This window comes from Arthrobacter sp. P1_H7 (genome assembly GCF_056405215.1).
Genome location: NZ_JBFUCO010000010.1, coordinates 254,992 through 268,804, shown reverse-complemented (window position 1 = coordinate 268,804; position 13,813 = coordinate 254,992). Strand labels below are relative to the sequence as shown.

10 protein-coding genes are annotated in these 13,813 nt (G+C 67.2%); 4 read left to right on the top strand and 6 right to left on the bottom strand.

Annotated elements, in window-relative coordinates:
* Position 1: 1 nt before the first annotated feature.
* The 6 genes from AC1DXI_RS12125 to AC1DXI_RS12100 form a co-directional block, all read right to left on the bottom strand.
* The gene (locus AC1DXI_RS12125) at positions 2-2,224 is read right to left on the bottom strand and encodes an alpha-galactosidase (protein WP_476938843.1); all 2,223 of its coding nucleotides are present in this window, start codon (positions 2,222-2,224) and stop codon (positions 2-4) included.
* Positions 2,225-2,328: 104 nt separating this feature from the next.
* A complete protein-coding gene (locus AC1DXI_RS12120) occupies positions 2,329-3,147 on the bottom strand; it encodes a DeoR/GlpR family DNA-binding transcription regulator (protein ID WP_370124881.1) in 819 nt (272 codons plus the stop codon).
* A 9-nt stretch (positions 3,148-3,156) separates the two neighbouring features.
* Positions 3,157-5,256 carry a beta-galactosidase gene (locus AC1DXI_RS12115; RefSeq protein ID WP_476938842.1) on the bottom strand — a complete coding sequence of 700 codons (2,100 nt, stop codon included), beginning with the start codon at positions 5,254-5,256 and terminating at the stop codon, positions 3,157-3,159.
* 32 nt (positions 5,257-5,288) lie between these two features.
* Complete coding sequence (locus tag AC1DXI_RS12110; protein ID WP_018774002.1) at positions 5,289-6,257, bottom strand: carbohydrate ABC transporter permease; 969 nt, start codon at positions 6,255-6,257, stop codon at positions 5,289-5,291.
* The gene (locus tag AC1DXI_RS12105; RefSeq protein WP_018774003.1) at positions 6,254-7,204 is read right to left on the bottom strand and encodes a carbohydrate ABC transporter permease; all 951 of its coding nucleotides are present in this window, start codon (positions 7,202-7,204) and stop codon (positions 6,254-6,256) included. The genes AC1DXI_RS12110 and AC1DXI_RS12105 overlap by 4 nt, the downstream gene beginning before the upstream one ends.
* Positions 7,205-7,306: 102 nt before the next feature.
* Positions 7,307-8,623, bottom strand: a complete 1,317-nt coding sequence (locus AC1DXI_RS12100; RefSeq protein ID WP_018774004.1) for an ABC transporter substrate-binding protein — start codon at positions 8,621-8,623, stop codon at positions 7,307-7,309.
* Positions 8,624-8,862: 239 nt separating this feature from the next.
* Here AC1DXI_RS12100 and AC1DXI_RS12095 point away from each other — a divergent pair, with 239 nt between their 5' ends.
* From AC1DXI_RS12095 to AC1DXI_RS12080, 4 genes are all read left to right on the top strand, one after another.
* Positions 8,863-10,194, top strand: coding sequence for a right-handed parallel beta-helix repeat-containing protein (locus AC1DXI_RS12095; RefSeq protein WP_476938823.1), 1,332 nt, complete (start codon positions 8,863-8,865; stop codon positions 10,192-10,194).
* A 145-nt stretch (positions 10,195-10,339) separates the two neighbouring features.
* Positions 10,340-11,356, top strand: coding sequence for a LacI family DNA-binding transcriptional regulator (locus AC1DXI_RS12090; protein ID WP_476938822.1), 1,017 nt, complete (start codon positions 10,340-10,342; stop codon positions 11,354-11,356).
* Between the two features lie 148 nt (positions 11,357-11,504).
* Positions 11,505-12,806: an ABC transporter substrate-binding protein gene (locus AC1DXI_RS12085; protein WP_476938821.1), complete on the top strand. Its 1,302-nt coding sequence runs from the start codon at positions 11,505-11,507 to the stop codon at positions 12,804-12,806.
* 13 nt (positions 12,807-12,819) lie between these two features.
* Entirely contained in the window at positions 12,820-13,812 is a 993-nt protein-coding gene (locus tag AC1DXI_RS12080; protein ID WP_476938820.1) for a carbohydrate ABC transporter permease, read from the top strand.
* Position 13,813 lies beyond the last annotated feature (1 nt).

The window sequence follows — 13,813 nt, the reverse complement described above, 5'->3', positions numbered from 1 at the left end:
GCTAGGGGTTCCTCACGGGGTGAGCGCTGTTTGCGGCTGGATCGGCGGCCGGAGCGGCCGCTGTGACACGGCGGACGGCCAGGAGCAGCCCGTGCTCCGGGTTCAGGACCGGCATGGGGAGCCCGGATTCGGCCAGGAAACGTCCCGAGGCCTCGATGCCGCCCGCAAGCCACGCCGGTGGCGCTGCCTGCCGGAATGCCCGCCGGTCGTCGGCCGCGGGGTAGACCGCTTCCACCCGGTACGCGCAGTCCGGGAGCAGTCCCGGCAGGCAGACCCGCCCCGGGACTTCGGCGAACGACGTCGCCACGGACACCAGGGCATAGAGGGCCTCGCCGCCGTCGTGGGACACGACGCCGTGCAGCCGGAGGGCGGGATCGGGCTCGTCGGCCCGTACGATGCGCCCGCTGTGCAGGAGCGGCCGGTACTGCTTGAACAACGCAATGGCACCGGCAAGCTCGGTCCGTTCGGCAGCAGCGAGGCGCCGGACATCCCATTCGAGGCCGAAGTGGCCGAACATCGCGGTGATCGCGCGGAACGAGAGGTCGTGCGTTCGCGCGGTGGTGTGGCTCGTGGTGGGGCCGATGTGCGATCCTACGAGCTCCGGCGGCACCACCACGCCGGTCCAGCGCTGGATGGTCTGCCGTTCCAGGGCATCGTTGCAGTCCGAGGCCCAGATCCGGTCGGTGCGTTCCAGGATGCCGAGATCCACGCGGCCGCCCCCGGAGGAGCAACTTTCAATCTCGACGCCGGGGTGGGCCTTGCGGAGCTCGTCGAGGAGCCGGTAGACGGCGTGTGTCTGGGCGTGCACGGACGGGCGTCCGCCGTGGCCCATCTCGGCCAGGTCCCGGTTCTGGTCCCATTTGAGGTAACTGATCCGGTATTCGCTCAACAGGGCATCGAGCCTGTCGAAGATGTACTGCCAGGCAGCCGGATTGACCAGGTCAAGGACCTGCTGGTGCCGCCACTGTTCCGGCAGCCGGCCGGCCGGGCCGCCCGCGGGACGCTGAGCCGGGCCGGCGATCCAGTCCGGGTGGGCGCGGGCCAGGTCGGAGTCTTCGTTGACCATTTCGGGTTCGACCCAGAGCCCGAATTCCATGCCGTGGCCGGTGACCGCGTCGATCAGCGGCGTGAGGCCCGCGGGCCACAGGTCCTCGTCGACGTACCAGTCGCCGAGGCCCGCATGGTCGTCGCGGCGGCCGCGGAACCAGCCGTCGTCGAGGACGAACCGTTCCACCCCGAGCCCGGCGGCCGCTTCGGCGAGTTCCAGCAGGGGTTCGAGTCGGTGGTCGAAGTAGACCGCTTCCCAGACGTTGAGCACCACGGGACGGGCCTTGCCGGACCGCACGCCGGGGTGGTGCGGCCGGGCGCGGAACCAGGTGTAGAAGGCGTCGCTGATGCCGTCCAGGCCTGCGGCGGAGTACGCCGCGAACAGCCACGGGGTCTCGTAGCTGGAGTTCGCGGCCACGCTGATCTCGCCGGCGCCGAGCAGTTCCGAGGCGCCCATGACGGTGCGGCCGTCCGCGGCGGCGTCAACGAAGCTCTCGTGGTTGCCGCTCCAGCCCAGATGCACGGCCCAGACCTGCCCGTGGCGGTTGCCGAATCCGGGGGTGCCGGCGGCCAGTAGGAGCGAGGCGTCATGGCCGGTCCGGCCGTGCCGGCCCGAGCGGACCCACGTGCCTTGGCGCAGCGGCAGGCGCTGGGTGTGGGACTCCCGGCACCAGCGGCCGGTCAGGTCCAGGATTTCTGTGGCGGCGCGGCCCACGGGCAACACGGCGGCGAGTTCGTCGAGGCTGTACGGGCCGGCGCCGTCGTTATCGAGCCGGTGCCGGAGCTGGAGCAGGCCGCCGTCGTTGATCCTGATCTCCGTGCGGACGCTGACACCGGCCTCGGGGTCGGCCTGGGTGATGACCGCTGAGCAGTCCTCCCCGCGGGAACGTTCAACACTGGGCCGCTCGACGCTGACCACGCGCAGACGGGCCGAGAACGCCTGGCCGTTCCGGTGGCCGCGGAGGCCGGGCCGCCCGCGCCAGCCGGAGGACGCCTGCGGGATCAGTCCCAGCGTGACCGGGACATCGAGGGCCGAGTGCGGCACGGCCTCGCCCAGCAGCGAAAGATCCGGCAGGACCGGGCCGAGATCGGCGCCGAAGTGCAGCATGGCGGCCTCGCCCGTGCTGAAGTCGATGAGCAGGGATGTTCCGGAGCGGCGCAGGTACAACGGCTCCACCGCCGGGACGCCCACGGGGGAGCGGGTCTCGGCGGCAAGGATGAGGTCCGGGTTGTTCACGGCAGCTCCAGGCGTAGTGGTTTGGGTGGGCGGGGGCCGTGCGGTCAGGCTGTGGCTGCTGCGGGGCTGGCTGCGCTGGTGCTCCGGGCGTCGCCGGTACTGGCCAGGCGGAGCCGGCCGACGCGCTCGCCAAGGATGCGCCGGGCCTCGCTGCCAAGGAGGTCGTCGCTGATGAGTTCGTCAGCGTCCTCCAGGCTGGCGATCGTGCTGATGCCGAGGGTGCCCCACTTGGTGTGGTCGGCCAGCACCACCACCCGCCGGGCAGCGGTGACGAAGGCCCGGTCGGTTTCGGCCTCGAGCACGTTGGGGGTGGTGAACCCGGCGTCGGCGTCGACACCGTGGACGCCGAGGAACAATACGTCCAAGTGCAGCTGTTTGAGCGAGGAAGTGGCCAGCGGCCCGACGAGGGCATCGGAGGGTGTGCGCTCGCCGCCGGTCAGGATCACGGTGGACGGGGACGCGCTCTGGTGGAAGACGTCCGCGATCCGCACCGAGTTGGTGACCACGGTGATCCGCGGGCCGGCGGACAGCAGCTGGGCCAGCGCCCACGTGGTGGTGCCGGCGCTGAGCCCCACCGCCATGCCCTCGCGCACCTGTGCGGCCGCCTCCTGCGCAATTGCCATCTTCTCGTCCTTGAGCTGGGTCACCTTCAGCTCGAAGCCTGGCTCGTGGGTGCCGGCCCCCCCGGGCAGCTTGGCCCCGCCGTGGATCTTCTCCACGGCGCCCGCCGCGTCGAGGGCCTCGATGTCCCGCCGCACGGTCATCAGCGAGACGCCGAGCATCTTGGCGAGGTCCGCGACACGGACGATCCGCTCACGCTGGACCTCCGCGAGGATGGCGGAATGGCGGGCTGCGGCTAGCATGTGGAGTCCTTACAGGTTTGAGCGGTTTGGCAGGCTTGACTGGGTTGAGTGGCCGGCGGAGGTGCCGACCAAGTGGGCGGCAGCCGAACGGACGACGGCGACACCGCCGGCCGCGAGACCGAGCCCGCCGTCGAGCTCGTTGCTGGTGAGCAGGTCCACGCCTTCCAGCGGCAGCCGGACGTCGTGCGCCCCGTGGTTAATGCAGAACGTCCAGTCCGTCCCGTCCTTGCTGCGCCGGACCACTTCCACATCGTCCGGCAGATGGGGAACGAGCGGCTGCACCCTGGCATCGGCGCAGACGACGGCAAGCAGTTCACCCAGCCCCTCCGGCCCGAGTGACGTGGCGACATAGTAGGAGCGCCCGTTTCCGGCGCGGTTACGGGTCACGGCGGGAGAACCGGCGGCCGCTCCCTCCTCCACGGCCGCGAGGACCTCGGCGGTGGTGGCATGCCCCAATTCGTTCCAGCAGGTACCCGCCCCGAAGCTGCTGAGCCGGATACTTTCGCCGCCGCGCAGCGGGAAAAACTCTTCCATCTTCACGCCCAGCAGTCCGCTGAACGCGCCGGGGTAGCTGCCAAGCCTGATGTGGTCATTTTCGTCCACGATACCGGAGAAATAGGTCACCACGAGGTGGCCGCCGGAACGCACATACGCGTCCAGATTCGCGGCCCCGGCATCGCTCACGAGGTACTGCATCGGCGCGACGACGAGCCGGTAGCCGGAAAGATCATCGGTGCCCTGGCGGAAGTCGGTGGGGATGCCGGCGCGGTAGAAGGCATCGTGCCAGCGCCGGGTTTCGGCGATGTTGGAGGCATCCACGCTCGGGTGCGAGTCCAGTTCCGAGGCCCAGCGGGCGTCAGTGTCGTGGAGGATCGCGACGTCCACCCGGCCGGACGCGCCGGTAACCACCGAGCCGCTGACCTCGGCCAGGCTGCGCAGCGCCTGGCCCAGCTGGACCACTTCGCGCCAAACCTTGGTGTCCGTGCCGGCATGCGGCAGCAGCCCGGAATGGAACTTCTCGGCGCCGGCCCGCGAGGCCCGCCACTGGAAGAAGAGCGCGCCGTCGGCGCCGCGGGCAACGTGCTGCAGGGAATTGCGCAGCATCTCACCAGGCGCCTTGGCGATGTTGCGGGGCTGCCAGTTCACGGCGGAGGTGGAATGCTCCATGAGCAGCCACGGCTTGCCCTTGGCCCAGCCGCGGGTGAGGTCCGCGGTTGCCGCCAGTTCCTGGAAGTTCCGCGGGTCCTCGGCGATCAGGTAGTGGTCGTTGGAGACCACGTCCATTTCCTCGGACCAGCGCCAGTAGTCCACGGGCTGGTGCAGGCCCATGTTGAAGCCCATGAAGTTGGTGGTCACGGGATGCCCCGAGTGCGAGCGGATGATCGCGGCCTCGGCCTTGTAGCATTCGAGCAGTTCATCGGAGGAGTAGCGGGCGAAATCCAGCTGCTGGGTCGGGTTGACCCAGGTCCCGGAGGTGCGCGGCGGCAGGATCTGCTCCCAGGCCGAGTAGCGCTGGGACCAGAAGGCGGTGCCCCACGCGGCGTTGAGGGCCTCAAGGCTGCCGTACCGGAGTTCGAGCCAGTGCCGGAAGCCGGCGGCGGCGCCGTCGGAGAAATCCGGCTGGTTGTGGCAGCCGTATTCGTTGTGGACGTGCCACATCACGACGGCTGGGTGGTCCTTGTACCGGACTGCGATCTGCTCGGTCAGTGCCGCGGCGGCCCGGCGGTATTCGGCGCTCGAGGCGGCGAAGGCCTGCCGGGAGCCGTAACTGTGCCGCACGCCGTCGGCCGTTACCGGCAGGGACTCGGGGTACTTGTGGCTGAACCAGGGCGGAGGCGACGCCGTGGCGTTCGCCAGGTCCACCCGGATGCCGTTGGCGTGCAGCAGGTCCAGGACCCGGTCCAGCCAGCCGAACTCGTAGACGCCCTCGGACGGCTCAAGCAGGGACCAGCTGAAGATGCCCACGCTGACCAGGTTGACGCCGGCCTCGCGCATCAGCCTGACGTCCTCGTCCCAAGTCTCCTCGGGCCACTGCTCCGGGTTGTAGTCCCCGCCGAATGCCAGCATCGGGGAGCCCTCGGAACCGAGGCGGGCGGTGATGTAGTCCATGCCGTTGTGGTGGGTGGTGTTGAAGTCCACGTTTATCCTTTGCTGGAGCCGAGGGTCAGGCCCGCCACGAAGTGGCGCTGCAGGAGCAGGTAGATGATCAGGGCCGGAATCGCCGTGATCATGGCGCCGGCGGCGATCAGATTGTAGTTGGAGAGGAACTGGCCCTGGAGGTTGTTGATCGCGGTGGTGACGGGAAGCCGGTCGCCGCTTTGGATGAAGAGCAGGGGCCAGAAGAAGTCGTTGTAAATGAAGATCACCTCGAGCGTGCCCATGGCGGCCAGGGCCGGGCGGCACAGCGGCAGGATGATGTCCCAGTACTGGCGCCAGACGCCGGCACCGTCAACCAGGGCTGCCTCCGTCAGCTCGGGGGACAGGGCCTTCATGTAGTTCGAGAGGACGAAGGTCACGAACCCGATCTGGAAGGCGGTGTCCACGGCGATCACGCTGATGTAGGTGTTGAGCAGGTTCCCGGAATCGCTCACGGCGTAGGGCAGCTCGAAGTGCTTGAACATTTCAAAGAGCGGCGCCGCGAGCACCTGCGGCGGCAGCAGGTTTCCGGCGGTGAACATGATCAGCAGGGTGATGTTGAACTTCCAGCTCACCCGGCTCACGGCGAACGCCATCATGGAGGCGAAGAAGAGGATCAGGAACACCGAGGGGACCGTGATGAGCACGGAGTTCCAGAACAGCTGGGAAAAGCCGCCCTGCGTCCAGGCCTGGGCGAAGTTGTCGAAATTGAAGGCGCCGCCCGTGCTGAAGTAGCCGTATTTGTCGGTGTCAGCTTTGGGCCGCAGGGCAGTGAAAATGGCCCAGGCCAGGGGGACGAGCCAGATCGCCGCCATGACGATGAGGAAGACGTGGGTGCCGTAGTGCCTCTTGCCCTGCTTGTTGTTGGCCGGGCGGTCCGGGCGGGGGCCGGGCCTGCCGGGGCCGGAGCTGCGCTGCCGGGCGTCGGCCGGGCTGCCGGCCGCGGCGGCATCGGTTGGATGGGCGATGCTCATGCCTCTTTGTCCTTTCCGAACGCGCGGGAGAGGTAGAACGTGATGGGGATCAGCGAGATGACCAGCAGGATGACGGCCAGCGCCGAGCCGATGCCGATCACCTGCCCCTCGCCCACCAGGTTCTGGATGACCAGGGCGCTGATCAGTTCCAGCCCGTTGGTGCCGCGGTTGATCACGTAGACGATGTCGAACGCCCGGAGGGATTCGATGACGGTGATGACGATGATGATGACGTTGACCGGGCGCATGGCCGGGAAGATCACCCGGAAGAAGGTCTGGACCGCGTTGGCGCCGTCGATCTGGGCCGCCTCGCGCAGTGTAGGATCCACGCCCTTGAGCCCGGCCAGGTACAGGATCATGACGTAGCCGGCGTGCCGCCAGGTGGCGGCGAAGAGGGCAGCCCAGATGTTGACGCTGGAATCCCCGAACCAGTCGACGGCCTGGGGCGTGCCGGCCGTGCCGAGCAGGAAGTTCAGGAGGCCGCTGTCCCGGTTGTAGAACAGCTGCCAGATGATCCCGATCAGGGCCAGGGACAGCATCACCGGGGCGAAGAAGATGCTCTGGTAGATCCGCGTGCCACGGATGTTCTGGTCCAGGAGCACGGCCAGCAGCAGCCCCAGCGGAGTGGCGACGAGTGCCAGGAAGGCCAGCCACAGCACGTTGTGTTGCATGGCCGGCCAGAACGGCGGGTAGTCCTGGGCGATGAACTGGTAGTTCTCGACGCCGGCGGGCTTGATGTCGGTCAGCTCCAGCCCGTTCCAGCGGGTGAAGGACAGCCCTACGGACATGAGGGTGGGGATCCAGACCAATACGAGCTGGATCAGCGTGGGGACGCCCACCATCAAGCCGAGCACCACCTTGTCGCGGCCGGACAGCCGCCGAACCCGCCGCGCGGGGGCGGCGGCTGCTTTGCGCCCCCGCGCCGACGGATTGGTAGAGACACTCATGGAGATTCCTTGCCTTGTGAAATTCAGAGTGAAATGCAGAGTGAAGTGCCGTGGAGAAGAGCAGTGCTGACCGCGCGGTCAACCGCGCGGTCAGGCGCGCCTCTACTGGGCGGCGTACAGCGACTTGGCCTGGGCTTCCAGGTTCTTCACATCGACGTTGCCGTCCTTGATGAAGGACTGCAGCGCCGGGATCATCACGTTGTTGGCCATGGCCGGCAGGGCATCGCGGTCGAAGAACTGGCTGATGTTCTTGGCACCGCTGATGGCCTCGGCCAGCTTCTTGTTCAGCGGCGTGAACTTGGACGTATCGGCCCCCTTGGCGGTGGCGATGTTCGACGAGTCGACCGAGGCGTACACATCCTGCCCTTCCGGGGTTCCGACGTAGGCAAGGAAGTCCCGCGCGGCCTGGTTCTGGCCGCCCTTCTTGGAGAGCAGCAGCCCGTCGATGGGTGCCTCGATGGCGTCCCGGCCTTCCACCGCGACCTCGGGGAACGGGAAGAAGTCGATGTCGTCGGCAATTGCCTTGTCCGTGTACTGCTGGGTGAGGAAGGAGCCGAGCAGGTACATGCCGGATTTCTTGTCCGCGAGGGACTTCGCCGAGTCCTGCCAGGTCATGCCCAGGGCGTTCGGGTTCTGGAACGGGAGCAGGGCCTTCCAGGTGTCGAAGACATCGCTGACCTTCTTCTGGTCCCAGCTTTCCCGGTGCGCGGTGAGGTCCATGTGGAACTGGTAGCCGTTCAGGCGCATGTTCAGGTAGTCGAAGGTGCCCATGGCGGGCCAGCCGTCCTTGTCCGCAAATTCAATCGGGATCAGGCCGTCGGCCTTCATCTTGGTGGCGAGGGCCTTCAACTCATCGAACGTCGTGGGGACGGTGTACCCCTTTTCCGTCCAGAGGCTCTTCCGGTAGAAGAAGCCCCAGGGGTAGTTGTAGTTCGGGATCAGGTACATCTTGCCGTCGGCTCCCGTCGAGGCCTTTTTCAGGGCGTCGGAGTAGTTTCCGCCGACCTTTTCCCAGACGTCGTCGATCGGGGCGAGCAGTCCCTTGCCGGCGTAGTACTGCATGCGGTAGCCGGCGAACCAGGTGAACGAATCGTCCGGGCTGCCCTGGAGGTAGGTGTTGATTTTGTTCTGGAAGTCGTTGTGCGCCACCACGTTGGTGGTGACCGCGATGCCGGACTTCTTCTGGAAAGCGTCGGTCACCGCCTTGTAAGCGGCCTTGGGGACCTCATCGGAGGACCCGGAACCGAACGTGGCCGTCTTGGCGCCGCCGCTGGCAGGAGCACTGCCGCCCGTGCAGGCTGAGAGCAGGGGAATGCCGGCCATCGCAACTGCCCCGGCGCCGAAGGTCTTCAGCAGCGTCCTCCGGTCCCACCCGCCTCGGCTGGAGGCCCGGAGCAGTGCGTCTTCATGCATGGTCATAATTTCTCCTTTGAAATAACGCGGGTGGAGTGAAGCAGCTCACATCATTAGCTATCATAATCGCACAATAAGGAACGTCAAGTAGCAAAAAAGAACATCTTGATGCGCGTGGCCGGACTCGTCCGTTGACTTAGGGCGGGGCCGCTCTTAGCGTTAAGGCCCTCAGGGTGCCGATGTGGTCCGCCGGTTGGCGGTGGCGCCCGGAACCGCGGATACATGGCGAAAACCCAGGTGCACCCATGAAGATTAAGTCCACAGCCGCCGCCACGCTGCTCGTCCTGCTGTTCCTGGGAGGACTGCTCGGCGGCCCGTCCGCGTCCGCGCCGGCGTCGTCCGAGGGCGCCACGTATTACGTGAGCGCCGACGGCAGCGACCTCAACGACGGGACGTCGCCTCAATCGGCTTGGGCGACGCTCGACATGGTCAACGCCACCGCGCTGCGGCCCGGGGACTCGGTAAGCTTTCGCCGCGGAGACACCTTCTCCGGCGGTCTTGTGGTTGGCCAGAGCGGCACCAGCCGGCTCAAGGTCACCCTGAATGCCTACGGAAACGGCGACCCGCCCGCCATTACGGGCGGGCTGACAGGTACGTGCGTCAGGCTCGACGGCGACTACGTCACCGTGGACGGCCTGCGGGCGGAGTCTTGCGGCTATGCAGGCTTCAGTGTCTATGGCGACCACGGCTCGGTGCGGAACTCCGCGGCCAGGAACAATGCCGCCGGCATCAAGGTGAGCGAGGGCTCCGACTTCGGCACCTATGCCAACAACACGCTGGCCGACAACAACATCATGAACGTCAATACGCCGGGGGAGCTGTGCGGCACCGCGACGGCCCTGAAGTGCGATGACGACTCGGGCGCGTTTGGCTTCCTGATCAACGGCAGTGACAACGAGTTCACCGGCAATACCGTCACCGGCTCCACCGCGGTGTCCTACGACTTTGGCCACGACGGCGGCGCGTTCGAAATTTTCAACGGCAACCGGAACAGGATCCACCACAACGTGGCCGTGGATAACAACGTCTTCTCCGAACTGGGGCGCGGGAAGGGCGGTACTGCCGACGGCAACACTTACAGCTACAACCTGGTCCGGTCCACCTGCGGCCCCAACTGCTCCCAGGCCATGGGGCTGATCGCGCGCGGCAGGACGTCATCCTTTGGCCCGACGAACGGCACCACGTTCGAATACAACACCGTGTGGCTGGACGGCGCGGAGTCCCAGGCTCTGGTCTGCCACGCGTCGTGCCCGGCCTCCACGGTCGTGAAGGGAAACATCCTGGTGGCCACCCGCAACGCGCTGTGGATGGACGGCACTGGCTGGACCGAACGGGAAAACGTCCTCAACGGCCCCACCAACATCGTTCCCAGCGCGACCTCCACCACCGAGCCGGCCGACTTTGTGAACGCGCCCGCCGATCTCCACCTCTCCGGCGCGAGCCCGGCCATTGACCGGGCCGGGATCAGCCCCTTCCCCATGGATCTGGACGGGCGGCCGGCCAACCAAAAGGGCGACTGCCAGGGCGGTGGCGCGGCCGATGCCGGGACCTATGAATACAGGCCGGCCAACTGCTGAAATGCCGCGGGATGGCAGCCGCCGGGCGGGAACTGCGCGGGAACCGTCCTTGACAAGCCGCAACTGAACCGGTTTAGTAGGACGCATCACTTAACCGGTTCAGTGCAGGAAGCTGCCCAGGACCCCATCCGAAGGGAACGGCTCCATGGCAGTCACCATCAGCGACGTCGCCCACGCGGCCGGCGTCAGCAAGGGTGCCGTGTCCTACGCCCTCAACGGCCAGCCCGGGGTCAGCCCGGACACCCGGGACCGCATCCTCAGGGTGGCCAAGGACCTCGGCTGGAAACCGAGTCTCCGGGCGAAAGGGCTCTCCTCCGCCAAGGCCTACGCGCTGGGCCTCGTGGTGGCCCGGGACCCGTCCCTGCTGGGAACGGACCCGTTCTTCCCGGCCTTCATCGCCGGGATCGAGACCGCGCTCGCCGAACACGACTACACCCTGGTCCTGAGCGTCGCCACGGCGCCGGGCGCCGAGGAACGCTGCTACCGCAAGCTGGTGGACAACGGCAGGGTCGACGGCGTGATCCTCACCGACGTCCGGCACAACGACTCCCGCATCCCGCTCCTGCTGGAGCTCAAGTTGCCGGCGGTCACCCTGAACCGGCCGGGCGCCGGCTCCCCGTTTCCCGCGGTCTCCGTTGACGAGTCGGCCGGCATCGTCGCGGCGGTGGAACATCTGGTGGCCCTGGGGCACCGCCGGATCGCCCATGTGGGCGGCGGGCAGGAATACATCCACGGACGGAGCCGCCGCCAGGCCTGGGAGGATGCGCTGGCCGCTGCCGGGCTCCCCGCGGACCACTTTGCCGCCGCCGACTTCACGGCCGCGGGCGGAGTGGCCGCCACCGCAGAACTGCTCCGCCGGACGGACCGGCCCACGGCCATCGTGTACGCCAACGACCTGATGGCCACCGCCGGGCAGTCCTACGCGCAGTCCCTCGGCCTCAGCGTCCCGGGAGACCTTTCCGTCACCGGCTATGACAATGCGGAGTTCACCCAGTACCTGAACCCGCCGCTCACCACCCTGGCCACCGACCCCATGCTGTGGGGGCGGGTCGCAGCCCAGCTCCTCCTGAACCAGCTCGCCGGGGCCCGCCCCGACGAGGACACCTTCCTCCCGGCACCCCGCCTGGTGGTCAGGGCCTCCACCGGACCGGCCCCTGACTGACCGGGGGTCCGCCGGACGCAAATCCACCCGCGACCCCTCGCCCTCTTCCTGCCTGAACACCAAACCCTGAACACGCAACCCTGGACACCAAACCCTGAACACCTAACCCTGGCACGCACCGTCAGAAAAACCCTCCCAAGGAGACGCAATGAAGCGCTTTTCAACTGCCACGCGAGTCTTGTCCGTGGCCGCACTGACCATCATGGGAGCGGGCCTGGCCGGCTGCGGCGGCGGCGCCAGCGGCGGCACCGCCGAGTCGGCAACGACGGCCAAGGGCCCCATCAAGATCTGGTACTCGAACAACGAGTTCGAGGTCAAGTGGGGCAAGGCCATGGTTGCGTCGTGGAACTCCGCACACCCGGACCAGAAGATCGATGCGCAGGAAATCCCGGCCGGCAAGAGCTCCGAGGAAGTCATCGGCGCGGCCATCACCGCCGGAAACGCCCCCTGCCTGGTCTTCAACACCGCACCTGTCGCCGTTCCGCAGTTCCAGAAGCAGGGCGGACTCGTCCCGCTGGATTCCTTCCCTGACGGCGCCCAGTACATCAAGGACCGCACCGGCGACCTCGCCGACCAGTACAAGTCCGGCGACGGCAAGATGTACCAGCTGCCCTGGAAGTCCAACCCGGTGGTCCTCTTCTACAACAAGGACCTGTTCAAGAAGGCCGGCCTGGACGCCGAGAACCCCAAGCTCGGCACGCAGGCCGAATTCCTGGACTCGGCCCGCACGCTGGTGAAGTCCGGAGCCGCGGCCAACGCCGTCTGGCCGTCCCCCGCCAGCGACTTCTTCCAGTCCTGGTTCGACTTCTACCCCTTCTACGCTGCCAACTCCGGGGGCGCGCCGCTGGTCAAGGATGGCAAGGCCACCTTCGACAGCGACCAGGGCAAGCAGGTCGCCACCATGTTCGAAACCCTGTACAAGGAAAACCTGGCCTCGAAGGAGGTCTACCAGGGCGACTCCTTCGCCGAGGGCAAGGCCGCCATGTCGCTGGCCGGGCCGTGGGCCATCGCCGCCTACAAGGACAAGGTCAACTGGGGTGCCGTGCCGGTCCCGGCCGCGCAGGCTCAGGCTGAAGGCTCCACCTTCTCGGACGCGAAGAACGTCGCCATGTACTCCGCCTGCGAAAACCAGGGCACGGCCTGGGAAGTCATGAAGTTCGCCACCAGCAAGGAACAGGACGGCCAGCTCCTCGCCGACACCGGCCAGATGCCGATGCGCAAGGACCTCCCGACCGCCTACGCGGACTACTTCGCCAAGAACCCGCTTTACAAGCAGTTCGCGGAGCAGGCCGGCCGCACCGTGGAGGTGCCCAACGTACCCAACTCGGTTGAGATCTGGCAGACCTTCCGCACCGCCTACGCCAAGGCCGTGATCTTCGGCAACGAAAGCGTCGACGCCGCGTTCAAGGGTTCCGCCGAGAAGATCAACCAACTGGCAGCGCAGAAGTAGCGGGTGAATCTCCATGTCACTTCGCTCAGCTGACGGCGGCGCGGCCCCCGGCCAAACTGCTGGGGAGAGCACCCCTCAGGCAGGGGGCCGGAGGCCAGGGGACCGGCGGACGGCGGCCAGGAAGCGCAAGAACTTCCTGGGCCGCCAGCCCTTGGGCCTGCTCTTCAGTGCCCCCTACGTCATCTACATCCTGGGCGTGCTGGCGTTCCCGCTTGGCTACGCCGTCTACATTTCCTTCCACGACTATTTCTTCACCGCGCCGAGGGTCAAAGTCGACCGGCCCTTCGTGGGGCTGGAGAACTACATCACCGTCCTGACCGACCCGGCCGTGCAGCGTTCCTTCGCCAACATCGGGATCTTCCTGGTCATCAACGTGCCGCTGACCGTGGGCCTGTCCCTGGTCCTGGCCAACGCCCTGAACCGCGTGACCAAGCTCAAGACGTTCTTCCGGGTCAGCTACTACGTCCCGTACGTCACGGCGAGCGTCGCCGTCGTCGGCGTCTGGCTGTTCCTGTTCCAGCAAAACGGCCTGGTCAACTCGGTCCTGGGGCCGCTGGCCCCGAACCCCTCGTGGCTCGTGAACTCCTGGCTCGCGATGCCCACCGTGGCCCTGTTCGTGACCTGGAAGCAGCTCGGGTTCTTCATCCTGCTGTACCTGGCCGCGCTGCAGAACATCCCGGAGGAGCTCTACGAATCCGCCGCGGTGGACGGCGGCAGCAAGTGGGTGCAGTTCTGGAACATCACTGTCCCCGGCGTCCGCTCGGCCAGCGTGCTGGTGACCCTGCTGGCCACCATCACCGGCGCCAACCTGTTCACAGAACCGTACCTGCTCACCGGCGGCGGCGGCCCGGACGGCGCCTCCACCTCCCCGGTGTTCCTGATGTACCAGATGGGCATCCTGCAGGGGAACCCCGATCTGGCCGCCGCACTCGGTGTGGTGCTGGTGATCGGCGTGCTGCTGATTGCCCTGATCCAGAAACGCCTCGTGGGCGGGAAGGAGGACTGAC